Genomic DNA, 25,822 nt, shown 5'->3' with positions numbered 1-25,822 from the left:
TCCTTCTTCCCACCCGATCGCATCCGCTTCGCAGCCCGTGCGCACGGTGCCCGCCGGCGCGGCCGCGGAGCAGGCGGATGAGCATCGAGGACGACGTCGCCCGATCGCTGCCGCCGCCGCCTCGGCCAGCGCCCGGCAAACGTACCGCGACGATCGACCTGGCCTTGCGGCGCTTCGACGGAGCCGACGTCCCCGTCCGCCAGCCTGCCAGGATCTGGTCCACCTCCGCCTGGGCCAGCGGCGGCCGCCGCTATGCCGGTGCGCTTGCCAGCCTCGCCCTGATCGCGCTGATCGGGGTACCGGCCGCCTGGAACGGCTTGTATCCGCCGACCCCAGTGCATGAAGACGCGCCCGCCGCCCGAGACATCGCGCAAAAGCCTGTATCGGGCGCGGCACCGGACACGGCCGCGATTTCGGGACCGCAGATCGCCGAGGCTTTGGACACGCGGCAGGCACCGGCACCATCCGAGAGCCGCGTCGACCCTGCGCCGCAAGCGGAGCAAGCGCCCGGAGCGAAAAAAAGCGCCGTGCCCGCGGATCAGGTGGTGCTTGCCGAAGTCGCCCCTCCCCCACCTGCGCGAGCGGATGCACCGATCGAGGTCACCGGCCAACTTGCGCGCGGTCGACCCGGGCCGGCGGAGCAATTCTCGACCGGGGACGTGGTCGTCACCGGATCGCGCGTTGCGCGGCCCGCCGCACCCGCTCCGGCGCTGCGCGTTCGCAGCGAGGCGGAGGAATCGTCGATCGTCGTCACCGGGGGCCGGGCCCGTCGCGGCGACTGGAATGCCTGCACTGTGGACGATCCGAGCCGCAGCCTTGATGTGTGCCGCGCGCAGCTGAATGCTGCGGCCAAGGGCCGCGCGGGGCTTGCGGCCGCGCACATCAACGACGGGCTCTCGCGGGCGTGGAGTGGCGATCTGGCGGCTGCGATCACCGCCTTCGACCGTGCCGTGGCGACCGCGCCGAACTCCGAGGCTGCTCATCTGAACCGCGGGCTGGCGCATCGCCGCAGCGGCAATCTCGGTCGGGCGCTTTCCGACCTCGATCGGGCGGTGCGCTACGCCCCGCGAAGCGCACGAGCCTATTATAATCGGAGCCGGATCTACCAGGAGATGGGCGCTACCGCCCGTGCCAGCGAAGACGTGAAGAAGGCCATCGCCCTCGACCCTCGCTACGCCGACATCGCGCAGTAAGGTTCGACGACACTACCTTCAGGCAGCGTCGGAGAGATCGTCGCGTTCGGCCAGGGTGAAGTGGAAAGACGCGCCTCCGTCAGGCTCGTTGTTCGCCCAGATCCTGCCGCCATGGGCACGAACGATGGTGGCGCAGATCGACAGGCCTGCTCCCAGCCCGCCGCTCGTCGACGGGCTCATCGCGGTGAACAGGGTCGCGAAAGCTTCGGCGGAGATTCCCGGGCCGAAATCGCGGACGCAGACCTCTATGCAGTCGTCCTCGGTGCCAAGGGCATGCACCACGACCTCGCAGCCTTCGGATGATCGTGTTGCCTGATAGGCATTCCTGATCAAATTGAGCAGCACCTGCTCGATCTGAATGCGGTCACCCGCCACCCCGAGGTGGGGTGGCGAGAGATCGGCGCGGACGCTCAAACCGGGGCATTCTCCCGACGTTTCCAGCAGCGTCCGAACCCGCTCGACCAGATCCGACATCCGGACGGTCTCGCGTTTGACGAGGCCGTTCGCAACGAGGTTTCGGGCACTTCGAACGATCTGCCCGGCCCGGGCGATCTGTTCGTCGGCAAGCGCGGCGGCATCGGTGATCTTGGAGAGTTTCTCGCCGGCAAGCGATGGCAGCAGATAGCGTATCGCGCTCAGATAATTTCCGGCCGCGGCAAGCGGCTGATTGAGCTCGTGGGCGAGCGTGGTCGCCATCAGGCTCATCGCGCTGAGTTGCCGGCCGTGCTCGATCCTGGCCCTTAGCCGTGCCGCCTGATCCTTCGCCTCATGCTCCTCTGTCACGTCCGAACCGGCGCACATCAAGCCGGCGACCCGGCCACCCGCGCCCAGGATCGGCTCGATGATCATGTCGACATAGCGACACCCGGAGCCTTCTGGCTGTGCCTCGCGCCGCAACGGCACATTCTTGCCCCTGAATGCCGTCGCGCTGTCGCGTACCTGCCTGAAATGGGCGACAAGATCATCGTCGAGGAACGCGCCGAGCGCATCGGCCGCGGCAACGCCGACAACGTCGTCGCCCCCTATGAGATCGAGGAAGGCGCGGTTTGCATATTCGAATTCGAAGCTCGGCCCGTTGCACAGGGCCAAAAAGAGCGGCGCCTGTTCGAACAGCAATTGAAAGCGCCGCAGCTCCAGGCGCTGTTCGGCATTGGCGCGGCGAAGCTCGAGTTCGCTCATCACCTGTCTGGCGAGCCCGCGAAGCATGCGCCCTTGCCGGTGGCTCAGACCCTCCGGCCGCGGACGGCGATCGAGCACGGACAGGGTGCCGAGCGGAACGCCATCACGCCCGACCAATTGCACGCCGGCGTAGAAGCGCAGATTTTCGTCACCGGTGACGAGGGGATTATCGGCGAAGCGCTCGTCCAGGGTGAGATCCGGCACAACGAAAATGTCGGGGTGCATCATCGCATGCGCGCAGACCGCCACCGCACGCGGCGTTTCCCGCTTGCCGAGCCCGAATTCGGCCTTGAACCATTGCCTCAGCTCGTCGACCAGGCTGACGAGCGCGATCGGCGTTTCGCAGACGTCCGCGGCAAGCGCGACGATTTCATCGAAGACCGGCTCCGGCGGGGTATCGAGAATCGAGTAGCCTCGAAGCACATGCAGGCGCTCAATCTCGGTCCATGACGCATTGGAACCATTAGACATTCAAGGCAGCTCCCGAACCGCACCTTAGCCGAGGCACCCTAAACGGCAAGCCCAGGGACAGGTTTCCCCGGCCTGGCCCGACCGCGCTCCGTGCGCGATCCACAGGCGGCCGATAAGCTCCGCTTATCATCCGGCACCCACTTCTGCTTATCGCCCGGGCATGCACCGCGCTAGATCGGCTTTCGGCAGTGGAGAAAGTGAATGCCCGGAGAGACGATGATCCTGCGGCGCTGGTCTTCGCGAATCAGGACGGCCGATGAAGCCGGCTATGTCCGCTACATCGAAGCAACCGGCCTTCGCGATTACCGTGCAACGGCCGGCAATCTGGGATGTCAGATGCTGCTGCGCCGAGTGGCGGACGGCGTCACCGAAGTGACGACGCTCAGTTGGTGGGAGTCACTGGAGGCGGTCGCGGCCTTTGCCGGCACGCCGATCGATCTTGCCCGCTACTATCCCGAAGATGACGAATTCCTGCTCGAAAAGCCGCAATCCGTCGAGCACCACCGTGTTGCCGCGAGCGACATGCGCCTCTGAACCTTCGGTCGGGGCCTGCCCATTGCGGATCAGCGCCATGCTTGGCATCCTTCGGCGGACGTTCGTGGGAGGCCTAAGTGAGCCGATATCTTTTCGCAGCACTGGCGCTGGCATTTGCCAGTCCCGCGGTGGCCGCCAATTTCCGGGTTCACCTGAACGGTGAGGACCACAAGCTGCTCCGCGGCTATGGCGGCCTCCACGCCGCGGACAGCCGAACTGAGCGGACGCCGGTGCGCGTGATCTCTCCGGGCAGCCCGATCACGAAGCGCGGCACCGTGCGGGTGCTGGTGATGAATCTCGGCGGACGCCGTTCGATTTCGGCCCTGTGAGCGTGAAACTCGAGCTCGCCGACGGATCGGTGCTGACCGAAGTGCCTGTTGCCGAGTTCGCCAAGGGTGCGCATCTCGTCGAGCGGCAGATGGGCCGCGCCGCGTCCGTCGATCGCCGAGTGAAAGGCGATCTTTCGAACCTCGCCCAATCGTCCAGTGCTGGCGTCCAGGTGCCGACGGGGGTTCCCGCCAGCGGCACGCCCGCCGGTGCCGCGGGCGCAGCGGCAGCGCGGCAGGACCGCAATCAGGACGCGGATCAACTTCCCGGCGCCAAGCTGCTGAGCGCAATCGACGGCGTTCTCCAGCCGGCGAAGGTCGGACCGCAGGAAGCCGCCGGCAGCTATCTGGTGTTCGAGCTGCCCAAGGCGCTGCGTGCGCTCAAGGCCGACCAGCCGCTTACCATCGTCGTCACCGCCGGTGCGGCCGTGCATCGCCTCGCCGCCACTCTGCACCGCGACTAACGCGCGGGCGCCTTCACACTGAACGTCCGGGCCGGCTCGGGCTATCTCCTCCCTCAAGTGGGCGCTCAGCCGCGCCGAGGAACTCCTATGACCGTTCGCACTGCCGCCCTTCTGGGGATCGCCCTGCTTGCCGCCGCAACCGGCGGGGCCCCCGAGCCGGCGCTGGCGACGGCTTCGTGGGGGAGCGGCGAAGCGCCCGACGACGCGGAACGGCCAGGCCCTGCCTTGCCCACGATCATGAGCCTGCGGGCGCAGGCGCAGCTTCGCAATGCGTGGCTTGCCGAGCGGCTCGACACGATCGTGCCGGCGCTGATGCGCGAACAGGGGATCGACATGTGGGTGCTGGTGGCGCGGGAATATCTCGAAGACCCGGTCATGGCGACGATGCTCGACGCCGAGAGCATGCACGCCCGCAGGCGAACGATCCTGGTCTTCCACGATCCGGGCGCCGGGCGGAAGGTCGAGCGGCTGACGGTCAGCCGTTACGGGATGGGCGGCCTCTTCCAACCCGCGTGGCGGCCGGAGGCAGAGCCGGACCAGTTCAGGAGACTGAGCGCAATCATCGCCGAGAAGAAGCCGCGCAAGATCGCCCTCGACATTTCTTCCGAAAGCGCGTTCGCCGACGGACTGACCAAGAGCCAGCATGACGCGTTGATCGCGGCCCTGCCCACCGATTATGCGGAGCGGGTCGTGTCGGGCGAGGAACTCGCAATCGGCTGGCTCGAGGCGCGCATCCCGGCCGAGATGAAGGTCTATCCGGAGATCGTCCGGACCGCGCACGCGATCATCGCCGAAGGCTTTTCCGGCAAGGTCATCAAGCCTGGCCGCACCACCGCGGCCGATGTTGTCTGGTGGTTCCGGGAACGGATCGCCGCGCTGAAGCTGTCGACGTGGTTCCAGCCGTCCGTCAGCATCTTTCGCCAGGGCAGTGCCGAGGAGCTCAGCGGAGACACCGTGATCCGGTCCGGGGACATGCTGTGGACCGATTTCGGTATCATGCATCTCGGCCTTGCGACCGATACCCAGCATCTCGGCTACGTGCTCCGCCCTGGCGAGAGCGATGCGCCCGCCGGGCTTCGCGCAGGTCTCGCCAATGCCAACCGAGTCCAGGATGCCCTTGCATCCTCGTTCGAGACCGGCCTTTCCGGCAATCAGATGCTCGAACGCGCCCGCGCCAAGGCGATCGCGGCGGGGCTCCGGCCAAGCATCTATTCCCACCCGATCGGCTTTCATGGCCACGGCGCGGGAGCCGCGATCGGCTTCTGGGACGATCAGAATCCGAGCCCTCGCGGTGCAAGGCAGCTGCGCCCCAACACCGCATGGTCGATCGAGCTTTCGCACACCCAGAAAGTGCCGGAATGGGGCGGCCAGGAACTCCCGTTCCGATTGGAGGAGGACGCCTTCTTCGACGGAGTCACACTCCGCTATCTCGATGGGCGGCAGAAAAGCTTTCACCTGATCAAATGATCGGGCGCGCGTGAAGCGGGAGCGGGTTGCGCGCGAGTTCAGGAACTGCGTGCCTGCCATGGAGCGGAGGATGCGCGACCGCAGAAGGTCGTTCAGCTGTGCCGTCGGCGGAACGACCCCGACGCGATAGGAACCTGAAGGCTCACCGCCGAAGCTGTGCTCAGCCCAACGTCTCGGCACCACCATGGGGCTGAAGGCGGAACACGCGCACCGGACTTCCGAACGCCCGGGCAATCACCTTCTTTGCCTCAAGATCCAGCTGCACGGCCTTCAACCACCAGCCGGCCTTTGCGCCGCTGGGGAAATGCGCATCGGAAAGATGCGAGAGAAGCGCGGTCTTCGCATCCGCCACCGCCATTCCCGGAGGATCGGTGGGAAGGATCGCCAGCAAGGCCTCACGCATCGCCTCGTATTTCGCGCGATCGACGCGCTGAACATGCCCCGGCGAGACGATATTCTCGATCATGATCCTGGTAGCGGTGTCAGACATCGAGCTCTCCTTCGGCGACTTGGATCCGGGGGCTTCTGAACCCCATGGCTATCCAGGCGCCGAGCAGCTTCGCGAAAAAGGACAAAGACTGCCGCTTCCCGTTGGGTATGCGATCGTCCAGTTCGGCGGTTTCCGGCAGATCGCCGGTCATGGTCCTCAGTTCCGGCAGCGGCGCGGCACGGTCCGGCCACAATCCGGCGTAGAGGCTGAGCCAATGGCCACCCTGGAATTCGAGGAAGACCGGTGCGTTGCAGCACGTGGCAACGACACGGCGGGTTCTGGCTTCCGGTCCGAGGCGGAACGCCTTCAAGCGCTTGTCTTCGCCTGAAAAGCGGACCCGGTCCTTTCGATACAGCAGGTAGCGTGTCCCGCCATTTGGCTCCAGCACTGGCCTGGTGCCGGGCAAGGCCTGGAGCCTCGCTCCGGCGGCGCGACAGCTGTTGCAGTGGCACTCCGCGCTGACAATCGGCGGCCCCTCAACGACCAGCCTGACGTCTCCACAGGCGCAGGCGAGCTCGATGCTTCGTGTCATGCCTGTGGTCCCGTCGTCGAGGAACGAAAGAGAAGGCGAACATAGCGTGCCAGGTGATCGAGGCTTTCCCGCGCGAGCGCGGGATCGTTCCCGCCCTTGGCGAGCACGAGCGCGCCCTGGATCACCGCCTGAATGTGCCGGGCGAGACTCGCGGCGGCCCCCGGCTCGAGGATGTCCCGATCGCGCATCGCCGCTTCGATGTCTGCCTCCAACGTGGCGGCGTGGCCCAGCATGCTCGCGCCGCAGGCATCGCGGATGGACGGCGCACTCGCGTGAACCTCTTGCACCATCGTGCCCACCAGGCAGCTGAAGTCCGCAATGTCTCCGACAATGATCGATTTGCGGAACGCGATGTACGCGAGCAGACGGTCGAGCGGATCGCTCGGTGCATGATAAGGTGCCGCGGCGAAAAAAGCGGTCGTCGTCTCTGCCCAATGGTCGGCAGCCGCCACGCCCAAAGCGTCCTTGCTCGGGAAGTGATGGAAGAAAGCACCCTTCGTCACTTCGGCGGCCCGGCAGAGGTCTTCAATCGACGTCGCGGTGAAACCCTTGGCGCGAATGACGTCGCACGCCGCCTCCAGCAAGCGCGTTCGGGCGTTGCCCCGTTCCGGAGCATGCTTGGTCGATCTCGGCATTCTAAATACATACCAGATGGTCGGTATGTGCACAACCGGCGGCGAATCGGATGTGTAATCGACCAGATCCGCTATAGGCGCCGCTCAGTCCGCTGCCTCGGAGCAAACATGCCGCCTCTTCTGCCTCTCGTCCTGTTCACCGTCGCGACGGCAGCACCCGCTCGATCCGGCGACGTGATTCCGGAGGCATTTCACGGAGAATGGGCGGTCGATATCGCCCAATGCAGCTCCAAAGGCGCGGACAATGTCGAAGGCATGACGATCTCCGCCGACGCTATCACCCGCTATGAGGACGGCGTCGCGATCACGCGCGTGGAGGCGACCGGCCGCAACAGCATCCGCTACCAGGGCATGTACGCGAATTACGACGAGGAGGCACCGACCAGCGGCACATTGCTCCTGTCCGCGGACGGCAACCGCCTGATCGGCGCCGGCTATGCCGAAGGCCCGGACGGCAAGGGGCCGGACCTGTTGCGTTGCCCCCGGTCCTAGCGGAGGACATTTCGACACGGTCGGCGGCGTCTTCGCCGCGCCGGATCAGTCGGTGATACGTGAATAGCGGGAAGCGAACTCGCGTTCGGACATGATCAGATAGCGGATCATGTCGACGAAGGCCCAGGGCACCGAGAGCAGCAAGCCGATGATGGTGCAGCTCAGCACGAGCATCAGGATGCCTGTGCCGGTGCGTCCAAGATAGAAACGGTGGATGCCGAGCGGGCCGAAGGCGAACGCGATCAACGCCGCAATATATTTGTTGCGGTCGTTCGCGACAGGCGCGCCGCCGGGATGGGCGACCGCAACGGCAGGCCGGACCGGCACTGCGCCCGGCACAGGGAAGATGCTGAGCGCCCGGCTCTGGTCGGTCTCGAAATCGACCTGCAGACCGACCGCGGGCTCCCCTCTGTCAGCCCAATCGCGGGGCCGGAACGTGTAGCGACGACCATCGTCGCCGAGCACGATGCCATCCCCCGTCCGGGTATCCACACCAAGTACCTGTCCGCGCATAAACCCCCTCGCCCTTCCCCTTCCATGTCGCCGACCGATCCGCGTTTGACAATGGTCGAAAGGATCGCTCCATCGATTTCGGCCGCATGCCTGCATCCTGGGCGACCGTCCTTGCGCCGCAAGGAAAAGGATAGGGAAACAGATCTGCCCAGCTCTGCTGCCTTGGGTGCCGATCCGTTCGCCTCAGGTGAAGTACAGGATCCTGGCGGTGGGCAAAACGGACTCGATGCGGGTTTGAAAGAAGCGGCGAAGCTCCCCCATGATCTGTGCGTCGTAGACATATTTGACGCCGCCGAATTTGGTGCGCTTCTCAACCCGGTTGCCGTCGGACATGTCGAGATCGGATCCGGGATACCAGCTGGTCAGCACCTCCCGGGACCCTGCCGTATAGCGGTGCGTGATCAGTTCGACGGTCAGATCCACAGGCATGCCTCGCAGCGCCTCGCCGATCCTGTCGATCAGGGTCCCATAGGCTTCCTGCCACCCGCTCGCGGCGATGATCGGTGCGATCGTCAATCCGATCTTATATCCCGCCTCCGCAAGGCGCCGGAGGGCCGCGATGCGATCGGCAACCGGGCTCGTGCCGCCCTCGTGCCGCGCGAAGACCGGAGGGTTCAGAGAGGCGCGCACGCGCGTTCGACCGCCGTGCGCAATGGAGAGAAGCGGCTCTACCGCCGAGAATTTGGTCGTGAACCGCAATTGCGCCTCCACGTCCCAGGTGCCGAAGAACGCTACCAGGGCAGAGAGGGAGCCAGTCAGATGCTCGATCGCGAGTGGATCGGTGTAGCACGACGCTTCGTAGGTCGTGCCTTCGCTGAAGCGCTGCCGCGATCGAGAGGTCACCAAACCTTTTCCGAGATACTCCGGAAGAGCCGCGAAGATTTCGGGCAGGTTCGCGTACGCGCGCGTGACCGGCGGCCCCTTCAACGAGCCCGCGAGATAACAATAACTGCAATGTGCCGGGCACCCCTCGGCAAGATCGACGCGCCAGTCGGCGCTGGGCGCAATCGGCTGCAGACGCCGCTTCGACGGCGGCGCGTTGACGATCGCCAGCGTCTGTTTGGCCTCGGCGTAGGCGCGCCGCGGATCGGACCAGCGATCGAGCATCAAGCGGTCGGACGGCAAGTCCACGACTTCAAGCCCAAGAGCGTGTGCGCGATCGGCCATGGCGCGGCCATGCTCCCACGACCTCGCGGACCGGGTAACGAGGACACGCTTCGGCCGCCACAGTCGGGCCGGACGATCAGAGGGAGAAGAGACGGGTTGCTGCATGCTGTGGTAATCCGCGGCGGGGCACGAGGCTCCCGAACCGGCAGGAACGGCGTCGATGTCCCGTCGGTTCTGCCCACCAGATGACGACACCGCCGAGAACGCCCGATGGACGCTATCTCATCGTCGAAGGCACGAGCGGCGCGCGCTTGTGGCGGGCCTCCAACCCCGATCTACCCGAGCAGACGCGGCAGGCGCTCGTCGATCAGCTCATGAACGCGCGGCGCGCGGTCCGAGCCGCCGCCGGCGACGCGCAGGCGCTGGTGCGAGCGCGCGCAGCCGTCGATCAGGCCAAGCGGGCCCTTGGGGAGCGCGGCCCCGTCTGGTGGACGGACGGGACGCCCGATCTCAACCGGACGCTCGTCAAGAACTCACCCTATCGGCAGTGGTGGGACTCGCGGTCGATTGAGGGCCGCGATCCCGGCACGTGACCGGAGCTCCCGCCTCGGCGACACGGCTTCTGAGCCGCCAGACTTTCTACTCGACGAACGAATCCTCCGGATTGAACACCCGGTAGCCGATGATCGTCTGGGTTCGGACGACATTGTCCCACTGATCGGCGAGCAGGGTTTCCATCACGTTGCTCTCGAAATCGGCCTCGACACCGCGAGGGGTCACGAGAGCCCGGACCATCAGATCCCAATCGCCGCTGATCGAATGGATCTCCTGCACTTCCTTCAGGCGCTTCTTGACCATCGACAGCCCGACCTCGGTCGTCTTGCCGGGCTTGCAGCGGATGAAGATGAAAAATTGCATTGCGCCGTCCCTCTTTCCGGTCGGTCGATGCACCGCTGGTGTCGCTGCGCGCCGACGTCCGCCTCCCCATAGAGCCGACCGGGCGCGGTGCAAAACACGGCGAAAAGGCGCCTTCCCGGCAGGTCCGATGCGCATCCACGATCGCCATCAGGCGATGCGTGCCACCTCGGCGGGACGGCGATAGCGCATCGCGACGTTGCACCGCTCGTAGCGGGCGCCATAGGCCTCCATGATCTGCGCATCATGCTCGAAGCCGCATTTCTCGTAGAGGTGAACGGCGGCAGCGCAGAGCGTGTTCGAGAGGAGATAGAGTTCCCGTGCACCGATCGCCTCGGCACGCTCGAGGATGGCGGCAAGCAGGAACTCACCCGCCTTGAGGCCGCGGGCGTCGTCGCGAACCGCCATCTTGGTCAGCTCGAACCGGCCCTCGCCTGTCTTCTGCAAGGCGCAGGTTCCAATGACGCCCAGCCCCTCCGCCGCGACGAACAGGATCGTGCCGCCGGGCTCGATGATGCGCGCGCGCGGGTTTTCGAGCACGTCCCTGTCCGTCGGCTCCAGCGAGAACATCTCCTCGATCCAGCGCGCGTTGAGGTTGTGGAAATCCCCGGCCAGAGCATCGGTATATTCGAGGATGGTCAGCGGGATTCGCCTCTCACGGACTCGCGCCTCCAGCGGCTGCCGCGCCAAGGCGGCCTCCAGACCGGCGATCTGCTCCAGGAACGAACCGGAGACACTGCCGCACAGATCGGCGACGGCGGCTTCGACCCGCGGCCAGATCAACGCCCTGGTCCGCGCTATCGCCGCATCGCCAGCCGGCGTGAGCGAGAGCCGGCGCTCGCGCTGATCGGCACCGCGCTCCGACGCGACGAGACCGAGAGCCACCAATTGCCCGACGCTGCGGGTGATTCCCGGCTGGCTCGATCCGATCACCTCGACCAGTTGGCCGACCGTCATCGGCCCCCGATCGAGGGCAGTCAGCAAGGGCATGTGGCCCGGCTGAACGGGCAAGCCGGCCTCCGCAATGACCCGCGCTGCGCTGGTCTGGAAGCGCTCGGCCAGCCGCTTCAGCCGACTGCCCAGGAAGATCGGCCCGAGCTCCGCGATCAAATCCGCCATATCACACCTCATGCAAGGTTATATACCTTGTTATGTAATTCGAACGGCGTGTCAATGGTCAGGCGGCATGCCCATCGCGCGGTTGACTCAAGACCAGCGCAAGCGCCCATTGCCACGATCATGCCGCGCAACGGCACTCTCCTGGAGGCCATGATGACTCGGACCGGTCCATTTCCCCACCCGCGAACGATCTTCGTGATGTGCCTCGGATTGATCACGGCATGCGGTTCGGGGAACGAGAGCGGAGCCGGCAATGCTTCGGCAACTGCGGCTGCGAAGTCCGAGGCGGCGGATGCGACATCCGGAGAAGGCGCGTGCGCGTTGCTCACCATGGCAGAAGCAAAGGCCGCCTTCCCGGACGTGACCGCGGCAACCCAGGAGGAGAGCCTCGCCAAGCAGGGTATCCGCGCGTGCGACTGGGGTGACGGACCGGGTGGAAGGACGTTCCAGGTGCGGATTTCCGAATCCACGGTCGACGATGAGCTCGGCACGTTCGAAGCGGGCGTGGTCGACCCGTTCAAGCAGACCAAGCTCACGCGCGAGCCTTTCGACGCAGGCGGCCAGGTGATCATCGCCAGCCGCGCGGAAAGCCCGAACGTCGTTCAGGACGTCGCCGTTGCGGCCGTTCAGAAGGGTGCGAATACGGTCGTAGTGGTGACCAGCCGCGTCGGCGGGGATCGAGACGCTTTGAAGGCGCGCCTCGGAACCCTTGCCACCACGGCTGCTTCGCGCGCGTCCTGATCGGCCAGCGTCTCGCCGGAGCATCGCTCGCGAAAGAGGAATCTGCCGAGCCGCACCGCCCCGAGCGCCGTCACCGCGGCCCGCTTTGCTTTCGCGCCTTGTCCTCCCGGTCCATGCGCTTGCGCACGCCGCCTTCGACGCCGCGGCCTTCCTCCATCGGGCGGTGAACCGCGCCGGTCGTGGCCGGATCCGGGCTGCCCTTGGCCATCTCTCGGTGAACGATGTCGGCTGAAATGCGCTCGGTGAGATCGGGCAGAATGGTGTGGAAGGTCGACGCGGTCTGCGCTTTCCATCCGACGGGCAGTTCCTCCCGCGGATGGAGGGAAACCCACACGATCGCTTCGGCAACCTTGTCCGGATCGTCCATGAGGATCATGCGCGGCTTGTGCCCCGAATAGTTGGCGGCGTGGGACCAGAAGGGCGTATCCGCCGCCCAAGGCATGACCGTCACCACCTTGATCGTCTTGCCGACGCCGGCGAGGCGCAACTCCTCGTTCAGGGTCCGCCCGAGCGCCCAGACCCCCGCCTTCGTGGCGGCGTAGGAGGAATGGTAAGCGAGCGGCACCTGACTTTCGACCGATCCCATGTTGACGAGAATGCCGTAGCCCTGCGCCTTGAACTGGCGCAACGCCGCGTGGCTGCCGTAGATCACACCGTTCAAATTGGTCTGAACGATGCGGCTATGATCCTCGATCGGGATCTCTTCGAAGCGGCCGATCGCGCCGACGCCGGCGATGTTCATCCACACGTCGATGCGTCCGAAGCGCGCGAGCGCCGCCTCCGCCAGCCGAGCAACGTCTTCCGGCCGACCGACATCGGTCGGCACCACCAGCGCGGTGCCCCCGGCGCTGCGCACCTGGCCGGCGACCTCCTCGAGCAATTCGGCGCGGCGGGCGGCGAGCACGACATTGGCACCGTTTGCACCGAGCCGCTCCGCAACACCGCGCCCGAAGCCGCTCGATGCACCGACGACGACATAGGTTCGGCCCTGGATGCGGGCGCCGTCCGAAGCACGAAGATGGGTCGGCGCGGCGCAGCCCGAAAGTGCGCCACCCACCGTGAGCAACGCCAGGACGACCATCACCGTGTTCACGAGCCGCATGCCATGCCTCCCGACCTCCAGCCCGCTTCGAAGGGCATCGAGTCGCCGAACGGTAGCCGGGTGGCCCGGTTGCACAGCCGACCGCCGATATTTGCCTGATCCAGATCAGGCAAAGGATCGACGTGCGAGGATCGCCGGCCGGGTCAACGACGGCGGGCGGTTCCGAGAAAATTCTTTAGCTTCTTGATGCAGTTGCGCGTCAGCGGGCAGGTACATCCTTTATGCGGTAAGCGCGGCGATGAGAATGCTGTCCGACAGAGACAAACATTATCATCTGGAACGCGCGCGCATCGAGATGGACCTTGCCTATCAGGCGGAGCACCGATCGGTCGCAGAGGCCCATATGCGTTTGTCGGCCCTGCACATGGGCCGGATCAAGGCGCTCGACGAGAGCTCTGGCAGCTCCGTGGCCGCGCTCCGGGCCTAGGCACGCTGAGCCTCACCGGAGCAGAAGCAGGCTTGCCTCCGGGAGACGGTCTTGGTGGACGCTCGTCATCGAGACGCCACCACGTCGCGCAGGCGGTCGGCGAGCAGCCGCGCACCAGGATCAGGACCGCGAGCGGAGGATGTGTCCCGGCTTACACCGGCCGCACGAAACCCATGCGTGCGTTCGCTGCTTCACCCCGGACGGCGCAGTGCTCGGCATGGTCGTTGATCAGACCCATCGCCTGCATGAACGCATAGACGGTGGTCGGTCCGACGAAGCGCCAGCCGCGGCGCTTCAGATCCTTCGAGAGCGCGACCGACACGGCCGAGGTCGAGGCGGTCTGGGGTGCGGCAAGACCCGCCGGATCGGGCTCGAAGCGCCAGAAATAGGCGGCGAGCGATCCGGCGTCCTGCACCAGTTCCACCGCCTGGCGGGCATTGTTGATCGTCGCCTCGATCTTACCGCGGTGGCGCACGATCCCAGGATCCGCGAGCAGCCGCTCCACATCCTTTTCGCCGAAGCCTGCAACCGCGTCGAAATCGAATCCGGCAAAGACGGCGCGGAAGCGTTCCCGCTTGTTCAGGATGGTGCGCCAGCTCAGGCCCGACTGGAAGCCTTCGAGGCAGATCTTCTCGAACAGCCGGCGATCGTCGGCGACTGGAAAGCCCCATTCCCGGTCGTGGTAGGCGAGGAATTCGGGTGCCGATTCGGCCCACTTGCAGCGTGGCTTGCCGTCGGGGAAGATCGTATTCATGCGGCCTCCTTAACGTGCCATTCGCAGGCAGCTATCGTTTTTGAGGTGAAACGAACTGCCAGTCCGACGCTCGTCGCGGGGACCGCGATAGGTTAGCGAAAGCGATGTTCGCGCGCAGCCTCATCATTCGAAGCCTGTACGCAGCCTGCCTCGCGGGCGCGACGATGAACCACGTGCGTTCGATTCTTGCTCAGGGGTGGTTGCCGGAGCACCTGCCCTGGCCGACGGCTGCCTATTGGAGCAGCCTGACATTGCTCGATCCGCTCGCGGCGTTTCTGCTCTTCCTCCGGCCGAGGATCGGGATTGCGGGAACGATGGCGATCATCGCCTCGAACGTCGTGCATAATCTGTGGTTCGTGTCAGCTCATCGGGATACGCGCGGGTTTCTCGATGCCGTCGTCAACGATCCGTTCCTGCTGAGCCAAATCGCGTTTCTCGTCTTCGTCGGACTGACGGCGCGCCTCGCCTCACCCGTTGCCGACCGGCCGCGAGCGGCCGCGCACGACGACCGACCCTGAACGGCCTTTCATCGTACCGGACTCATCACCTGCACGAAGAGCGGCGAGGCAAGCTCGCTCTTCAGCCAGCGGCGAAGTGCCGGCAGCGTCTGCGCTTCGAACCAGGCGAAATCGACTGCGGCGAACTGACGGACGAAGGGCAGGATCGCGGCATCGGTGAGCGATCGCGTTTGCCCACAGAGGCAGGCGCTGCCGATCAAGCGCGCTTCCAGGGCGGCGAGGATATCGAGCCCCGCAGCGCGATGCGCGGCTGGATTCGACCCGAAGCGGTCCGGATATTTGTAGCGATCGAGGTGGTGCTTGAAGGGACCATCGTTGGCGGTAATCAGCCCGGCATCGTCGCCGTCCAGCCACCGCTCGGGATCGTTGCGGCGCAGCGCCCACCGCATGATGTCCAGACTTTCATCGAGCACGTTCCCGCCGGCAAGGACGAGGACGGGAACGGTGGCCTTGGGCGAGGCGGCAATCAGGTCTGCCGGCTTGTCTCTCAGCGACACCTCGCGGATCGTACAGGCCGTCTCGCTGACCGCAAGCGCCATCCGGGCACGAATCGCATAGGGACAGCGCCGGAAACTGTAGAGCAAAGGCTCAGTCAGGATCACGGTCCGCAATCGCCGCGCCGACGTGCGCTTCCCCCCGCGCCTCCGCGAGCCGGACCTGGCGCTCGCGCTCGGCATAGCGTTCGCGCTGCGCGTCCGTCCGGTCGGCGTGACAGGCGGGACAACTGATCCCGCTGACATAGAACGGAGAGGCACGCTCCTCCGGCCCGACCGGCATCCGGCAGGCCCGGCAAAGAACGTAGTCGCCGGGTTGCAGACCATGTCCGACGGTCACGCGTTCGTCGAACACGAAGCAGTCGCCCTGCCAGCGGCTCTGATCGGACGGGATCGTCTCGAGGTAAGCGAGGATGCCGCCCTTCAGATGGTAGACCTCGTCGAGCCCTTCGCTCTTCAGGAATGCAGTCGATTTCTCGCAGCGTATCCCACCCGTGCAGAACATCGCGATTTTCGGTCTGCGGCCCCCCTCCCCCTCGAGCATCTCCCGATGCGCTTCGAACCAGCTTGGGAAGTCGCGGAAGCTTCTCGTGCAAGGATTGATCGCGCCGGCGAAGGTGCCGACGGCCACTTCGTAATCGTTGCGCGTGTCGATGACGATCGTGTCGGGATCGTCGATCAGCGCATTCCAGTCCTCCGGTGCGACATAATGGCCGGTGCCGCGCAACGGATCGACATCGGCTTTGCCCATCGTCACGATCTCGCGTTTGATCCGGACCTTCATCCGCAGGAAGGGCGGCGCTTTCGCGCGCGAGTCCTTGATCTCCAGGTCCGCGCAGCCCGGCAGGCCACGAATGTCGCCGAGCACCTGCTCGATCGCGTCGTCGGCTCCTGCAATCGTGCCGTTGATCCCCTCGTCGGCGAGCAGCAACGTCCCCTTGATATCCTCCGCGTGGCAACGGCGGTCGAGCGCGTCCCGAATGGCATCCAGATCGCGGAGCGGCGTGAACTTGTAGAGTGCGACGACACGGATCGGCAATGCGGCCTCGGTCACGCCGTGCCCTCTGCCGCGGGGACGCAAGCACGCGGAATATCGCCGCATCGATGTGCCGCCGACAGCGCAGACCCGCGCGATGGATCGCGGAAAAGGAAGACGCGATGGTTCATGATCCGGCGCAGATAAGGTGGCGGCCCATGTTCGTCCACACCCGGCCCCTTGGCCGATCCAATATCAGGCAGCGATTCGACCGAACTCGACCACCGCGATGGCAAGGAGCGAGAAGGCGATCACGACCGCATATGGCAGTGCGACGAAGCCGAGCCGCAAGATAGGCGGCAATGCGCGCCACGTTCGATAGTGCGATCTCCACGCGCGGCCCCATTCGGTGAAGATCTGAAAGGGCGGGAAATGCTCGTCGCCTTCGCCGAGATACCAGGCCTCGATCGCCTCGATCCGGGCGGCAAAGCAATATTGGAAGCTCTTCCACATTGCCTCCAGCAGCCAGAGCGCCGCAGCTACGAAGGCGGTGCCGAGCAGAACCAAGCTGTCTTCCCCGCCGACTCCGACCGCCAGGCCGGCGCCGAGCAGCGGGGTCGCGAACCCCTTCAAGGTCAATGCGCGCTGATCATAAGCCTCATATTGCGCCTGGATCAGCAGATATTCCGCCCTCAGATCATCGTTCGCCCGCATCGCATGCTCCCTTGCCCCCGAGGGCATCGCTGAGGATCAGCCCGCCCTCCCGTCCACGAAGGCCTCGTTTCGTGCCCAAAGCTGGCGAGCCTCACTTCGTCTGCGGAGCAATGCTTGCGCGCACCCAGTTCAGCTTTTCGGGCGAGAGCAGCCGATCTGGGGCGAGCGGATCACCGAGCCGCAGGATGTGCGGATCCTCGAGCCGTAACACGGGCCAGGCGGGCAGGCCCGGACCATTGGGGTCTCCCGATGTGACGAAGTTCACCCAATAGGCCGAGACACGATCCGAGAATGCACGGTCCGCTGCCGTGAAGCCGCGTTCGGGCGCGGCATCGAGGGTGCCGAACACATAGGGGATTTCGGACGAGTGGAAGGCGCCCCAGCGGGCCGATTGCGGCCCCGGCGCGACCCGGCTGAACAGATAGCCGAATGTCGAAGCCTTGCCGGACCGGGCACGGTCGGCGGCCCATCTGTAGAGCAAGGCGGCCCATCGATCGCGATGAAGCTGGACGTTGGATCGCGCCCGCTCGGCTTCGGTCGCAGCCGGATACAGAGAGGTTGCGACCGGGGCGGCCTCGCCGGCCGTTTCCCGGATCAATTGCTCGAGGACAGCGGCATCTGCGGAGCCGTAATCACGCGCCAGGGCGCTGTCTTCGTCCGCGGTGAAGCCGGCCAGCACCGGAACCACCGTCGCACGCTTCGTGCGCAGCGCCACATCGGGCGAGAGCGGCAGCAGCCGCCCGTCGATCACCGGAGCGAAGCGGATGACGTTGCCGCCCCGGGAAGCCTGCAACGCCTCAGGCGGGAGCGCGCGAAGCGCCGCGAGCGTCGGGGCCCTCTTGTCCGCGGCGAAGGCGAGACCATCCTTCTCCGCCTCGGCCAATGTGGGCAGCGGCCGTCGGCCCGGAAAACCGCTCTGCGCGATGGCGCGGTGGAACAGACCGCGGGCGGCGGGCGCGGCGATCAGATCGTGGACCGCGCTCGAGCCCGCGGACTGGCCGGCGATCGTCACCCGATCGGGATCGCCTCCGAACCTGGCGATATTGTCCTGCACCCAGCGGAGCGAGGCGATGATGTCCTGCAGGCCGAAATTGGTCGGCACCGAGCGGCCGGCTTCGCGGGTCAGATCGGGGTGCGCCAGGAAGCCGAAGACATTCACCCGGTAGTTCACTGTCACCACCAGGATGCCGCGGGACGCGAGCGCCCGCCCCTCGTAGATCGGGATCGACCCCGCGCCCGAGTTGAAGCCGCCGCCGTGGATGAAGACCAGCACCGGGCGGCGGCCCTGAACCGCCGCCGCAGGCCTCCAGACGTTCAACGTCAGGCAGTCTTCGCTGACATTCCCCTGGACGACATATTCGCGGCTCCACGGGCCGAAGCCCTCCGGCGAGACGGCCTGCCAGCAACTTGCGCCGAACGCTTCGGCCGAACGGATCCCCGACCACGCGCGGATGGGCTGCGGCGAACGCCAGCGGTTTTCGCCGACCGGCGGCGCGGCGAACGGGATGCCGAGGAATGCGTGGACGGCGCCCTGATCGAGCCCCTGGATCCGGCCGCTGCGGGTTGCCACCACCGGCCCATCAGCAGATGGTGCCGCGGCAGCGAGCGAGAAGGCCAGGAACGCGCAGAGTGCATAACGGAGCGGCATTCGAAACACGTCCCCTTCTCCCATCGATCCTTGCAGCATAGAAACGCCGCAGGCGCGGGCAAGCGGAGTTCGAAATCGGCGGCGCAAACGCCTAGGAATCCGGCAGTGGGCTTCACCCATTGCGCCAAGGCTCGGGTCCAGAGTTCAAGAAAGGATGCCTCATTGGGATCGATCGTCCGGGACCGGGATGCGATGATCGCGGCGATGACGCCGCTGCTGCGGGAAGGAGAGTTCATCTTCTGCAGCACGCGCGACGCGGCGCTGGCAGACAGGTGCTGGGGCTTGGCCGTCGCCATGTTCATGGAAGCCGAAGGCCATTCCTTCGTACTGGCGCTGGCGGATGCTCTCGAGCTCGGCTTCGACTGCGCGCAGCCGATGCGGCAGATCACGCTGGGGGTCCATTCGGCGCTGGACGGTGTCGGCCTCACCGCCGCCGTGTCGGCTGCGCTTGCGGCATGCGATATCCCGTGCAACGTGATCGCCGCCTATCATCATGATCATCTGTTCGTGCCGGCGGCGCTGGCGGAGCCGGCCCTCGCCGCCCTGGATGCCTTACAGACGACATATCGATAAGTCGGCGCGGGTCACGGCCCCCCAAGGCTCACCGCGATGGGGCGTTCCGTCGCGATGCTGCTGATCACCGGCGGGCCTCCAGATAAGGTCCACGTCGGAATAGTGGACCGTCGAGGCTTCCGGCATGCTCATCGCCAGCAGCACTGCGGGACGATGACATGATTGGCGACGAAATCCTAAGTCCACCGGTTGTTGCCCGGTTGCGGACCTCCCGACCGGCGAGCGGAAGGTCGAACGGCCGCGGATAGTCGCTGCCTCTCCCGGGCCGGATAGCGGCGATGGCGCTCTGGGGCGATCTCCGCCAGGCGCGGGCCCGTGCAACGGGCATTTACGACGAAGGCGTGGACGGGCCAAGATCGCGGCGAGGGAACCATTTGCCCCGGGTTCGGCTCGTCAGGTGGTACTGCAGGCAGCGATCGCAGCGATAAGGCCTGAGCGTGAGCCCATCGCGGCACGCTGCCGCGAGCGCATCCTCGGCAGACGGATAGCGCCGCTTCCTGAGGCATATGCTCAGCCGCGTGCGCATTGCCGCCGCCCGGCTCCAAGCTCACATTCGCGCGCAGCCTGAACATATTGATGGTGAATAGGCCGCACTGGATGCCGTGCTCAGTAGACGTATCGAGCGCCGTTCCAGCGCGCGACCGGAATCTTGCCGAAGCCGGGGCCGCCGATCTCGATGTCGCGCCAGCCATCGTGCCGTGCCGGAAGCGGCGACATGATCCCCCGTGCCGTCAGGACCGGCTGCCAAACGGTATCGACCTTGCGAAGGACGACGAACATCGCACCCGCAGCGCCGTAACAGGCGCCGCCATCGGCAACGACGATCTCGTCGACGCCATCACCATTCAGATCCTGCCGCTCGAACGAGATCATGTCGGCTGTGGCATCGCATTCGTTGAAGATGTTCGCGCCCTGAACACGGAAGCCCGCCGCCTTTGCCGCCGCGATGCGCTCGGGAGCCGTGAGGGCGCCGTCGGCGGTCACGGGCGCGGCACCGAGGAGCGGAAGCAGGACCTTGAACGCCATCATCGGCTGTCTTCCCAATGCGGAGCGATCCGCGTGCCAGGCGCGCTTAGCACATGCACGTGCCGCGGCGAAGCACCGGCCATCATCTGCCACTTCTCGATCACACCCGAGATTTCCATCATGAGGAGGAGCCGGTTGGGGCCGAACTGGCTCGACATTGTCGCGGAAGAGCAGCGTCCTTCGACTCGTCCGACGTGCGGCTGCCCGCCTATTGCGCGCTCTGCGCCGCCTTGCGGAACAAGGCTGCCGCGACGAGCCAAAGCGCAATGAAGCCGCCGCTGACCATCAGGACGTCAGCGGATCCGACCATCTCGACCGACGCCCAGCCGGCGGACAGTGCAATCACCGGTACCGCAGCCTGCCCAAGCGCGGCAGCGACGCAAGCGTGCACCATGCGACGGGCACGGAAGCCTCCGATTGCGGCGCCGACGACGGCAATTGCAAGCACCCCGAAATAGAGCAGATTGGCATTCTCTCCCTCCGATCCGATCAGGCCGATGGCGGCATTCGCCCAGAGAAGAAGAAGGCCGGCGCCCGCTGCCACACAGCTGGCGGCGCGGTAGGACGGGTTCGCGGCCTTGCGCATCAGGAACTCGCAAGCGAGGCCCGCTCCCCCCAAAACGAGCGCGAATGCCGCGAAGTCGCCCGGCCCCCAGGCAACTTCCGGCGTGGCCTGCATGGCCAGGACCGGCATCAGCAGCAAGGCGGCTGCGACCGTCCAACCAATCAGCCTCCAGTTGATCCCGCCCCGTGCGATGTTCCGTTGTCCCGTCATGTGCCATCTCCCTTGCAGCTGCCGGCTCTCGGCGCATTAGCCGGTTTCAGCCGGTCTGATCGTACGATGGTTTGCAGAGGTGACGCGGCCAGGATGGAGAAAATGTGCAGGCGCGCAAGACGATTGTGCCCGAAGCGTGTCGATGCGGGCTCATCTCCGGCGAGTCCGCGGGCAGCCTCATTCCCCCGCCGCCCGCTCAGGCCAGCGCCTTTTCCTCCCCAACAGGGGGGGGGGGCGTTAACTATTTCTTAACCAAAATTAGCGATCCGTAAATGCCGAGTGTGCGTGTTGAAGAGGCGAGCCATGGGACTTGTGCCCAAATCCGACGTTCCGGACTCCGATTACCTGTTTCTGCGTGCCGAGACGGAGGCTGCGCATGCCGCCTGCGCCGGTCCGGAAGCCGCGCTTGCGCACCAACGCCTTGCTTCCGAATATCTCGACCAGCTCTTCGGCGACAAGAGCGGCTTGGCCCATGCCGCCGAGAGTCGCCGCCGGGAGCGACAGGAAGCGATCGCCAGCATCTTCAGCGCGCTCGAGGTGCCCGACGACACTCTGGCAGGCGAACTTGCCGATCTCCTGGTCTGCCTCGCCTGAGACCGACGCTTCGAAGACAGCAACGGCAAGGCGAGAGAGGCAGGCCGGCGCAGGCCGACGAACGGCACCTTGCTCAGGCCATCATAGCCTTGAGCAACCGATCATAAGGCACCAGCACGACATCTTCGACGAGCCGGACGAGCTGGGCCTCGCTGTCCTCGCGGGCTTTCTCGGCAGCGGCAAACGCCACCTCGTCGATCTGCTGCGCGGAGGCGCAGAGACGCCCCAACGATGCGGCGTTGAGCAGATGGCGGTCGATGGCCTCGAGGAGCTTCTCGCGATCGCTGCGGCGGTCCGGCTCTTCTCCCCATGCCAGCGGAGAGGCCCGGCCATCGCTGGTGAAGGTTGCGTACTTCATGCCTGGCGCCGCGCGCCGGGTTCGGAGGGCCCGATGCCCGCCCTGTCCAAATTCCGGCCGCAGGCTCTGGCGAGGGCCGCCCGAGCCCGGGCGGCAACGGCTGGGCTCATTGCCACGCCCTCGGCGGCTCCAGCAGTGACGCAGGCCTGCAGGGCGTCGAACAGATCGGGAGCGGCCGCGATGAGGCGCGCATTGGCCTCGTTCTCGGATCGATGCCGGCAAAATCTCCGCTGATAGGCTTCGCGCGATTCGCTCCGCCGTCGGGGCGGCAGGCGGCACATCCCCGTTGCGGCAATCTTCCGCCCCGATGCAGCGGCTCGCACGACCGTCGCGTCACCTCCGGACTCGATGATCCACGGACTGGACGTGGGTGCGATCGCGGCCTCCCAAGCGGAGAGCGATCCTGCATGTTCGTCCGCGGCCGCCAACGCTGTCGGCCCTTGCTCTTCCTGTGCAGCCATCGCTTATGCTCCCAAGAACCAGACAAACTTGATGCACAATGCACGCCTCAGAGTCAAGTGCGAAACGCATCATCCCCGATCGAAAAGCCCGCAAGTCAGCGGTTGGCTGGTCTATCCCGCGTGCAATCGGCGCCAGAATGGAGGCATCAATCCTTGCGATTTTCGCGACTTCTGTATAGAACAAAGTGAGAACAGGAGAGTCGAGTCGTGCCCGTCCGAAACCATCTGCTCCTTCAGGAGCCCGCCTGCGAAGCAGGATGTCCGTCCTGTCCCATGGAATGCGCTATCCTGCCCTCGCGCCTGGGCTGGTGGGCGCACGAGATCGAGCGTCTGTGCCGGGAACGGTCGCTGCGTCCGGGCTCGACCGCACTCCGTGAGCAGATCGAAATTGCACTAGCTGCGCATGCAGCGCTGGGCCGACGATATGCGGAAAGTCCGCGAGCCGTGCACCGGCCGGAAGCTCCAGCATCGCAATCTCGACCATCCTTTCCAGCTCCGCTTCACTAGGGAGCGGATCGTCCGCTGCGGGATCAGCGCCGCGTCCGGTGAGCAGCCAATCGAGCGAAACGCCGAAGAACGCGGCGTAGCGCTCCGCGGCCCTCCGCGGGATGCTCCCGGAGCCGCGCAGGCCATTCTCATGCTGGTTATAGGTGGCAACGGGAACCCCCATCGCCCTGGCCGCATCGATCGCCCGCTCGAACCTTTTGGCGCGGGCGAGCTTCAGGCGCTGATTGGGTGTCGTCATTCGCCTGCAATAGCATCGATAGTGCAAAAAGCACTTGCTTTCTCATGATGCTTTTTGCACTATCGCACTATCGGGCTCGGCTTTCACCAACGCCGCAGCTCCCCAGGCTGCTCAAGCCAAACACCCGCATCGCCGAACCGACGCTCCGCACGAGCAACCTTCGCGGACGAACGCCGCGGCAGCGCGGTTGGCCGTGCACCGGCGGAAACGAGACAAAGCCGGACCGACGTCCGGCACCAACAGGCATGGAGGCCAAGATGACGAAAGACAAACGCAGGAAGACCAAGCCCGCGGCACAGGAACCGTTGATCAACGCTTTCGCCGCGCAGCATGGCACATATCGGGAGACGACGGTGGTCGATCTGTCCGGGGAGCTCGGCGGCGGCCGGCAGAAGATGACCAAGGTGCTGCGCAATCTGTACCCGAACGTCGCCGATCGCTGGCTGGCCGAGGGCGGAGCCGGGTTCGATGACCCGCAGCGCCACGCGATCGAGCATTGCAGGGCGCTCTGGGCATCGATCGGGGGCCAGGGCAAATTGGTCTCGAGCTGGAGCCAGACCGGCGGCGGCGGAAAACATTGTCGCGCCCAACTTCGATACGCTCGCCATCTGCTATGCTGGCGGGGTCGATGCGAAGATGAACCCGAAGGACACGCGCACGCCGGCTCAAAAGGGGGCCATGCTGACGCTGGTCGAGCAACTGCGCGCCAAGCATCCGAAGGCGAGGATCTGCGGACATCGGGACTTCCCGAAGGTAGCGAAGGCATGTCCGAGCTTCGACGTCTCCGCGTGGCTGAGGGAGTCCGGCAAGGCTGGAGCCACTCGCCGAAGCTGATGCGCTTCACCGCCTGCTGCGGCGTCCAGGACATTCCGCACATCCCCCAGCACGCGCCTCCGCAGCCACCTCGCGGATATCGGAAGTGGCTGGCGCGAACCAACGGACCGACCTTTCCGCACCCGCCGCGGCGCGCCGGCGCCCCAAGCTGAAGTCTGCAAACCAAACATCACGCCACGGGAGACAAGTATGAAGCGAGCTTTCCTTGCGTTGCTTCTGGGCGCGGCGCCAGCGCCGACCAATGAGGCAATCCCCTCCCTCTTCTTCATCGAGCTCGACACCGTCGAACGGATCGTTTGCGAGACGGTCGTGGGATCCGGGGTGCGGATCGACGGCAATCTCGTCCTCACCGCCGATCATGTCGTCGCCGGCCGTGCCTGCACGATCGACGATGTTCCCGTAGAGCTGGTCCATGAAGACGGCGCGCGCGACATAGCCATTGTCCGCACCGCGGCGGCATCGTCGATCCGTGTCCCCCCGACATGCGCCGGATTTGTGACGGGTTTCTCCTATTTTGCCGTGGGGTTTGCCCATGGCCGGAAATTGGTCGTTCAACGGCTCCACGGAACGGACGGCATCGAGATCCGGGATGAGGCGCTTCGCGGGCTTTCGCAGCTCCGCGGTCTCGTCTTCCCAGGCATGTCCGGCGGTCCGATCGTGGACGAAGCCGGACAATTGGTTGGGATCGTCAGCGCCGGCAACGGATCGGGCCTGACGCTTTCGCGGGCGCTCAACAAGACCAAGTTGTGCGGAGACCGGTGATGCACATTCTGGCCATAGCCGGCGCTATTCGGCGCCACGCGGCGCCCGCTTTCTGCGCACTGCTGCTACTTTTGACCATGGTGTTGTGGCTATGCCTCAAGGCGGAGCAACGTCACGCGACCAAGCTCCAGAGGCGGCTGATCGTGGCGAGTGCCGCGATCGACCAGCAGAATGCGATGATCAAAGCGTTGAACGCCGAAGGCGTGCGTCGGCGGGCCCAGACCAAGGCAGCGCTTGCCGAGGCGCGGAGCGCCAACGCCCGGCACGAAGTTCAGGCCGAAGCGCTGAGAGCATCCGCGCGTCTACCGCGCCCGCAGGGAAGCCCGTGCACGATCAGCGAGACACTTCGCAACGCGAAGGGCTTGTAGCGCATCCACTGCAGCTCCGTGTCGGCCATCCTCGGCCGGCGGAAAGGACCGTTGCTTTGACCAAAGAACTTTCATCGAGAGAAGATCGGGTCGTCACCGAACGCCGAGGCAGTGGCGGAGCATCACTGGCGATCCTCGCCACATGCTTGCTCTGCGCTTGCGGCACCCGTGGCCGCGTGCCGGTGCGAATGCCCGTGCCAGTCGCCTGCGTTGCCCGCGAGGACATTCCGCCGGAGGTGGGCGTTGCGGGCACGCTTCCGACCGATGCGCGGGCTGCGGCCGACATTCTGGCCGGCAAGGTGCTCGAGCTTCGCGCCACGGATCGAATATTGCGGCTCCTTGTGGACGGGTGCCTTTCCGACCCCGCCATCTCGCCTCCGTGATCTCGGTTTCGGCCGGAAATCTTTTTACCCGGCCAGGCCTGCCCGGACGGCAGTGGCAGCCTGCTCGTCGATCCCGCTCAAGCGACGTCCGCGGCGACATCGGCTGGAACCTCGATGGCCGGCGCCACATGC

34 protein-coding genes are annotated in these 25,822 nt (G+C 65.8%); 16 read left to right on the top strand and 18 right to left on the bottom strand.

From position 1 onward, the window contains the following. Nucleotides 1-77: 77 nt before the first annotated feature. Nucleotides 78-1,193: a tetratricopeptide repeat protein gene (locus C7I55_RS12835; protein WP_158266407.1), complete on the top strand. Its 1,116-nt coding sequence runs from the start codon at nt 78-80 to the stop codon at nt 1,191-1,193. Nucleotides 1,194-1,211: 18 nt separating this feature from the next. Here C7I55_RS12835 and C7I55_RS12830 read toward each other — a convergent pair whose 3' ends face one another. Next, on the bottom strand, nt 1,212-2,843 hold the full coding sequence (locus C7I55_RS12830) for an ATP-binding protein (RefSeq protein WP_106513384.1): 1,632 nt from the start codon (nt 2,841-2,843) through the stop codon (nt 1,212-1,214). Nucleotides 2,844-3,044: 201 nt separating this feature from the next. Between C7I55_RS12830 and C7I55_RS12825 the strand changes: the two genes are divergently transcribed. The 4 genes from C7I55_RS12825 to C7I55_RS12810 all read left to right on the top strand — a co-directional run bounded on the left by C7I55_RS12825 (nt 3,045) and on the right by C7I55_RS12810 (nt 5,634). Continuing rightward, complete coding sequence (locus C7I55_RS12825) at nt 3,045-3,377, top strand: hypothetical protein (protein WP_199192817.1); 333 nt, start codon at nt 3,045-3,047, stop codon at nt 3,375-3,377. A 77-nt stretch (nt 3,378-3,454) separates the two neighbouring features. Then, a complete protein-coding gene (locus tag C7I55_RS12820; protein WP_106513383.1) occupies nt 3,455-3,706 on the top strand; it encodes a hypothetical protein in 252 nt (83 codons plus the stop codon). Further along, entirely contained in the window at nt 3,703-4,167 is a 465-nt protein-coding gene (locus C7I55_RS12815) for a hypothetical protein (protein ID WP_106513382.1), read from the top strand. Before C7I55_RS12820 ends, C7I55_RS12815 begins: the two co-directional genes overlap by 4 nt. Nucleotides 4,168-4,254: 87 nt before the next feature. Further along, nucleotides 4,255-5,634, top strand: coding sequence for a M24 family metallopeptidase (locus C7I55_RS12810; protein ID WP_106513381.1), 1,380 nt, complete (start codon nt 4,255-4,257; stop codon nt 5,632-5,634). A 160-nt stretch (nt 5,635-5,794) separates the two neighbouring features. On the opposite strand, the gene C7I55_RS12805 is transcribed toward C7I55_RS12810, so the two are convergent. Genes C7I55_RS12805 through C7I55_RS12795 form a run of 3 tightly spaced genes read right to left on the bottom strand, consistent with a single transcriptional unit; the run spans nt 5,795 to nt 7,291 of the window. Then, nucleotides 5,795-6,124 (bottom strand): DUF6958 family protein, encoded by a 330-nt coding sequence (locus tag C7I55_RS12805; RefSeq protein WP_106513380.1) that lies wholly within the window; start codon nt 6,122-6,124, stop codon nt 5,795-5,797. Next, nucleotides 6,117-6,656: a GFA family protein gene (locus C7I55_RS12800; protein ID WP_106513379.1), complete on the bottom strand. Its 540-nt coding sequence runs from the start codon at nt 6,654-6,656 to the stop codon at nt 6,117-6,119. Before C7I55_RS12800 ends, C7I55_RS12805 begins: the two co-directional genes overlap by 8 nt. Continuing rightward, nucleotides 6,653-7,291 (bottom strand): TetR/AcrR family transcriptional regulator, encoded by a 639-nt coding sequence (locus C7I55_RS12795; protein ID WP_106513378.1) that lies wholly within the window; start codon nt 7,289-7,291, stop codon nt 6,653-6,655. The genes C7I55_RS12800 and C7I55_RS12795 overlap by 4 nt, the downstream gene beginning before the upstream one ends. Nucleotides 7,292-7,399: 108 nt before the next feature. Here C7I55_RS12795 and C7I55_RS12790 point away from each other — a divergent pair, with 108 nt between their 5' ends. After that, nucleotides 7,400-7,783: a hypothetical protein gene (locus C7I55_RS12790; RefSeq protein WP_106513377.1), complete on the top strand. Its 384-nt coding sequence runs from the start codon at nt 7,400-7,402 to the stop codon at nt 7,781-7,783. 45 nt (nt 7,784-7,828) lie between these two features. On the opposite strand, the gene C7I55_RS12785 is transcribed toward C7I55_RS12790, so the two are convergent. Next, nucleotides 7,829-8,296, bottom strand: coding sequence for a TM2 domain-containing protein (locus C7I55_RS12785; RefSeq protein WP_106513376.1), 468 nt, complete (start codon nt 8,294-8,296; stop codon nt 7,829-7,831). A 183-nt stretch (nt 8,297-8,479) separates the two neighbouring features. Continuing rightward, nucleotides 8,480-9,568 carry a spore photoproduct lyase family protein gene (locus tag C7I55_RS12780; protein ID WP_106513375.1) on the bottom strand — a complete coding sequence of 363 codons (1,089 nt, stop codon included), beginning with the start codon at nt 9,566-9,568 and terminating at the stop codon, nt 8,480-8,482. Nucleotides 9,569-9,648: 80 nt separating this feature from the next. Between C7I55_RS12780 and C7I55_RS12775 the strand changes: the two genes are divergently transcribed. Continuing rightward, nucleotides 9,649-9,996: a hypothetical protein gene (locus C7I55_RS12775; protein ID WP_106513374.1), complete on the top strand. Its 348-nt coding sequence runs from the start codon at nt 9,649-9,651 to the stop codon at nt 9,994-9,996. A gap of 46 nt (nt 9,997-10,042) precedes the next feature. Here the strand turns inward: C7I55_RS12775 and C7I55_RS12770 are convergent, their stop codons facing one another. After that, a complete protein-coding gene (locus C7I55_RS12770; RefSeq protein ID WP_106513373.1) occupies nt 10,043-10,321 on the bottom strand; it encodes an Lrp/AsnC ligand binding domain-containing protein in 279 nt (92 codons plus the stop codon). A gap of 147 nt (nt 10,322-10,468) precedes the next feature. After that, nucleotides 10,469-11,437: a bifunctional helix-turn-helix transcriptional regulator/GNAT family N-acetyltransferase gene (locus C7I55_RS12765; RefSeq protein WP_106513372.1), complete on the bottom strand. Its 969-nt coding sequence runs from the start codon at nt 11,435-11,437 to the stop codon at nt 10,469-10,471. A 321-nt stretch (nt 11,438-11,758) separates the two neighbouring features. On the opposite strand from C7I55_RS12765, the gene C7I55_RS12760 reads away from it, so the two are divergent. Further along, the gene (locus C7I55_RS12760) at nt 11,759-12,178 is read left to right on the top strand and encodes a hypothetical protein (protein WP_158266406.1); all 420 of its coding nucleotides are present in this window, start codon (nt 11,759-11,761) and stop codon (nt 12,176-12,178) included. A gap of 70 nt (nt 12,179-12,248) precedes the next feature. Here C7I55_RS12760 and C7I55_RS12755 read toward each other — a convergent pair whose 3' ends face one another. Continuing rightward, nucleotides 12,249-13,280, bottom strand: coding sequence for an SDR family NAD(P)-dependent oxidoreductase (locus C7I55_RS12755; protein WP_106513370.1), 1,032 nt, complete (start codon nt 13,278-13,280; stop codon nt 12,249-12,251). Between the two features lie 244 nt (nt 13,281-13,524). On the opposite strand from C7I55_RS12755, the gene C7I55_RS12750 reads away from it, so the two are divergent. Further along, nucleotides 13,525-13,707, top strand: coding sequence for a hypothetical protein (locus tag C7I55_RS12750; protein WP_106513369.1), 183 nt, complete (start codon nt 13,525-13,527; stop codon nt 13,705-13,707). A gap of 151 nt (nt 13,708-13,858) precedes the next feature. Here C7I55_RS12750 and C7I55_RS12745 read toward each other — a convergent pair whose 3' ends face one another. Further along, nucleotides 13,859-14,461, bottom strand: coding sequence for a DNA-3-methyladenine glycosylase I (locus C7I55_RS12745; RefSeq protein WP_106513368.1), 603 nt, complete (start codon nt 14,459-14,461; stop codon nt 13,859-13,861). Nucleotides 14,462-14,565: 104 nt separating this feature from the next. Between C7I55_RS12745 and C7I55_RS28140 the strand changes: the two genes are divergently transcribed. Then, a complete protein-coding gene (locus tag C7I55_RS28140) occupies nt 14,566-14,979 on the top strand; it encodes a hypothetical protein (RefSeq protein ID WP_106513367.1) in 414 nt (137 codons plus the stop codon). 8 nt (nt 14,980-14,987) lie between these two features. Here C7I55_RS28140 and C7I55_RS12735 read toward each other — a convergent pair whose 3' ends face one another. The 4 genes from C7I55_RS12735 to C7I55_RS12720 all read right to left on the bottom strand — a co-directional run bounded on the left by C7I55_RS12735 (nt 14,988) and on the right by C7I55_RS12720 (nt 18,811). Further along, nucleotides 14,988-15,578 carry a glutathione S-transferase gene (locus C7I55_RS12735; protein WP_106513866.1) on the bottom strand — a complete coding sequence of 197 codons (591 nt, stop codon included), beginning with the start codon at nt 15,576-15,578 and terminating at the stop codon, nt 14,988-14,990. Continuing rightward, complete coding sequence (trhO, locus tag C7I55_RS12730) at nt 15,568-16,527, bottom strand: oxygen-dependent tRNA uridine(34) hydroxylase TrhO (protein WP_233222195.1); 960 nt, start codon at nt 16,525-16,527, stop codon at nt 15,568-15,570. The genes C7I55_RS12735 and trhO overlap by 11 nt, the downstream gene beginning before the upstream one ends. Before the next feature lie 177 nt (nt 16,528-16,704). Beyond that, nucleotides 16,705-17,163: a hypothetical protein gene (locus C7I55_RS12725; RefSeq protein ID WP_106513365.1), complete on the bottom strand. Its 459-nt coding sequence runs from the start codon at nt 17,161-17,163 to the stop codon at nt 16,705-16,707. Nucleotides 17,164-17,254: 91 nt separating this feature from the next. After that, nucleotides 17,255-18,811 (bottom strand): carboxylesterase/lipase family protein, encoded by a 1,557-nt coding sequence (locus tag C7I55_RS12720; protein ID WP_158266405.1) that lies wholly within the window; start codon nt 18,809-18,811, stop codon nt 17,255-17,257. Nucleotides 18,812-18,973: 162 nt separating this feature from the next. Here C7I55_RS12720 and C7I55_RS12715 point away from each other — a divergent pair, with 162 nt between their 5' ends. Beyond that, nucleotides 18,974-19,384: an ACT domain-containing protein gene (locus C7I55_RS12715; RefSeq protein WP_233222194.1), complete on the top strand. Its 411-nt coding sequence runs from the start codon at nt 18,974-18,976 to the stop codon at nt 19,382-19,384. 606 nt (nt 19,385-19,990) lie between these two features. Here the strand turns inward: C7I55_RS12715 and C7I55_RS12705 are convergent. Together C7I55_RS12705 and C7I55_RS12700 are read right to left on the bottom strand one after the other, a co-directional pair. Then, on the bottom strand, nt 19,991-20,413 hold the full coding sequence (locus C7I55_RS12705) for a hypothetical protein (protein WP_106513362.1): 423 nt from the start codon (nt 20,411-20,413) through the stop codon (nt 19,991-19,993). A 205-nt stretch (nt 20,414-20,618) separates the two neighbouring features. Further along, entirely contained in the window at nt 20,619-21,185 is a 567-nt protein-coding gene (locus tag C7I55_RS12700) for a hypothetical protein (protein WP_106513361.1), read from the bottom strand. Nucleotides 21,186-21,488: 303 nt separating this feature from the next. On the opposite strand from C7I55_RS12700, the gene C7I55_RS12695 reads away from it, so the two are divergent. Further along, on the top strand, nt 21,489-21,779 hold the full coding sequence (locus C7I55_RS12695) for a hypothetical protein (protein ID WP_106513360.1): 291 nt from the start codon (nt 21,489-21,491) through the stop codon (nt 21,777-21,779). 73 nt (nt 21,780-21,852) lie between these two features. Here the strand turns inward: C7I55_RS12695 and C7I55_RS12690 are convergent, their stop codons facing one another. Then, nucleotides 21,853-22,137: a hypothetical protein gene (locus C7I55_RS12690; protein ID WP_106513359.1), complete on the bottom strand. Its 285-nt coding sequence runs from the start codon at nt 22,135-22,137 to the stop codon at nt 21,853-21,855. Nucleotides 22,138-22,881: 744 nt separating this feature from the next. Next, nucleotides 22,882-23,343 (bottom strand): helix-turn-helix domain-containing protein, encoded by a 462-nt coding sequence (locus C7I55_RS12680; RefSeq protein WP_106513357.1) that lies wholly within the window; start codon nt 23,341-23,343, stop codon nt 22,882-22,884. Between C7I55_RS12680 and C7I55_RS28850 the strand changes: the two genes are divergently transcribed. The 4 genes from C7I55_RS28850 (at nt 23,334) to C7I55_RS12660 (ending at nt 25,690) form a co-directional block, all read left to right on the top strand. Beyond that, nucleotides 23,334-24,329, top strand: coding sequence for a hypothetical protein (locus C7I55_RS28850; RefSeq protein ID WP_233222193.1), 996 nt, complete (start codon nt 23,334-23,336; stop codon nt 24,327-24,329). The two genes, C7I55_RS12680 and C7I55_RS28850, sit on opposite strands and share 10 nt — an antisense overlap. A gap of 37 nt (nt 24,330-24,366) precedes the next feature. Then, nucleotides 24,367-24,939 carry a S1 family peptidase gene (locus tag C7I55_RS12670; RefSeq protein ID WP_106513355.1) on the top strand — a complete coding sequence of 191 codons (573 nt, stop codon included), beginning with the start codon at nt 24,367-24,369 and terminating at the stop codon, nt 24,937-24,939. Further along, nucleotides 24,939-25,307, top strand: a complete 369-nt coding sequence (locus tag C7I55_RS12665; protein WP_106513354.1) for a hypothetical protein — start codon at nt 24,939-24,941, stop codon at nt 25,305-25,307. The genes C7I55_RS12670 and C7I55_RS12665 overlap by 1 nt, the downstream gene beginning before the upstream one ends. Nucleotides 25,308-25,501: 194 nt before the next feature. Further along, a complete protein-coding gene (locus tag C7I55_RS12660) occupies nt 25,502-25,690 on the top strand; it encodes a hypothetical protein (protein WP_146151011.1) in 189 nt (62 codons plus the stop codon). Nucleotides 25,691-25,822 lie beyond the last annotated feature (132 nt).

The sequence above is a fragment of the Allosphingosinicella deserti genome (genome assembly GCF_003012735.1).
GTDB lineage: Bacteria > Pseudomonadota > Alphaproteobacteria > Sphingomonadales > Sphingomonadaceae > Allosphingosinicella > Allosphingosinicella deserti.
Note: the sequence above shows the minus strand (reverse complement) of the source record. Positions and strands in the feature narration are given on the sequence as shown.

Coding starts and splice junctions, on each gene's coding strand:
- C7I55_RS12835 (WP_158266407.1), top strand. CDS start 78: ATGAGCATCGAGGACGACGTCGCCCGATCGCTGCCGCCGCCGCCTCGG.
- C7I55_RS12830 (WP_106513384.1), bottom strand. CDS start 2,843: ATGTCTAATGGTTCCAATGCGTCATGGACCGAGATTGAGCGCCTGCAT.
- C7I55_RS12825 (WP_199192817.1), top strand. CDS start 3,045: ATGCCCGGAGAGACGATGATCCTGCGGCGCTGGTCTTCGCGAATCAGG.
- C7I55_RS12810 (WP_106513381.1), top strand. CDS start 4,255: ATGACCGTTCGCACTGCCGCCCTTCTGGGGATCGCCCTGCTTGCCGCC.
- C7I55_RS12805 (WP_106513380.1), bottom strand. CDS start 6,124: ATGTCTGACACCGCTACCAGGATCATGATCGAGAATATCGTCTCGCCG.
- C7I55_RS12800 (WP_106513379.1), bottom strand. CDS start 6,656: ATGACACGAAGCATCGAGCTCGCCTGCGCCTGTGGAGACGTCAGGCTG.
- C7I55_RS12795 (WP_106513378.1), bottom strand. CDS start 7,291: ATGCCGAGATCGACCAAGCATGCTCCGGAACGGGGCAACGCCCGAACG.
- C7I55_RS12790 (WP_106513377.1), top strand. CDS start 7,400: ATGCCGCCTCTTCTGCCTCTCGTCCTGTTCACCGTCGCGACGGCAGCA.
- C7I55_RS12785 (WP_106513376.1), bottom strand. CDS start 8,296: ATGCGCGGACAGGTACTTGGTGTGGATACCCGGACGGGGGATGGCATC.
- C7I55_RS12780 (WP_106513375.1), bottom strand. CDS start 9,568: ATGCAGCAACCCGTCTCTTCTCCCTCTGATCGTCCGGCCCGACTGTGG.
- C7I55_RS12775 (WP_106513374.1), top strand. CDS start 9,649: ATGACGACACCGCCGAGAACGCCCGATGGACGCTATCTCATCGTCGAA.
- C7I55_RS12770 (WP_106513373.1), bottom strand. CDS start 10,321: ATGCAATTTTTCATCTTCATCCGCTGCAAGCCCGGCAAGACGACCGAG.
- C7I55_RS12765 (WP_106513372.1), bottom strand. CDS start 11,437: ATGGCGGATTTGATCGCGGAGCTCGGGCCGATCTTCCTGGGCAGTCGG.
- C7I55_RS12755 (WP_106513370.1), bottom strand. CDS start 13,280: ATGCGGCTCGTGAACACGGTGATGGTCGTCCTGGCGTTGCTCACGGTG.
- C7I55_RS12750 (WP_106513369.1), top strand. CDS start 13,525: ATGCTGTCCGACAGAGACAAACATTATCATCTGGAACGCGCGCGCATC.
- C7I55_RS12745 (WP_106513368.1), bottom strand. CDS start 14,461: ATGAATACGATCTTCCCCGACGGCAAGCCACGCTGCAAGTGGGCCGAA.
- C7I55_RS28140 (WP_106513367.1), top strand. CDS start 14,566: ATGTTCGCGCGCAGCCTCATCATTCGAAGCCTGTACGCAGCCTGCCTC.
- C7I55_RS12725 (WP_106513365.1), bottom strand. CDS start 17,163: ATGCGGGCGAACGATGATCTGAGGGCGGAATATCTGCTGATCCAGGCG.
- C7I55_RS12720 (WP_158266405.1), bottom strand. CDS start 18,811: ATGCCGCTCCGTTATGCACTCTGCGCGTTCCTGGCCTTCTCGCTCGCT.
- C7I55_RS12705 (WP_106513362.1), bottom strand. CDS start 20,413: ATGATGGCGTTCAAGGTCCTGCTTCCGCTCCTCGGTGCCGCGCCCGTG.
- C7I55_RS12700 (WP_106513361.1), bottom strand. CDS start 21,185: ATGACGGGACAACGGAACATCGCACGGGGCGGGATCAACTGGAGGCTG.
- C7I55_RS12695 (WP_106513360.1), top strand. CDS start 21,489: ATGGGACTTGTGCCCAAATCCGACGTTCCGGACTCCGATTACCTGTTT.
- C7I55_RS12690 (WP_106513359.1), bottom strand. CDS start 22,137: ATGAAGTACGCAACCTTCACCAGCGATGGCCGGGCCTCTCCGCTGGCA.
- C7I55_RS12680 (WP_106513357.1), bottom strand. CDS start 23,343: ATGACGACACCCAATCAGCGCCTGAAGCTCGCCCGCGCCAAAAGGTTC.
- C7I55_RS12670 (WP_106513355.1), top strand. CDS start 24,367: ATGAAGCGAGCTTTCCTTGCGTTGCTTCTGGGCGCGGCGCCAGCGCCG.
- C7I55_RS12665 (WP_106513354.1), top strand. CDS start 24,939: ATGCACATTCTGGCCATAGCCGGCGCTATTCGGCGCCACGCGGCGCCC.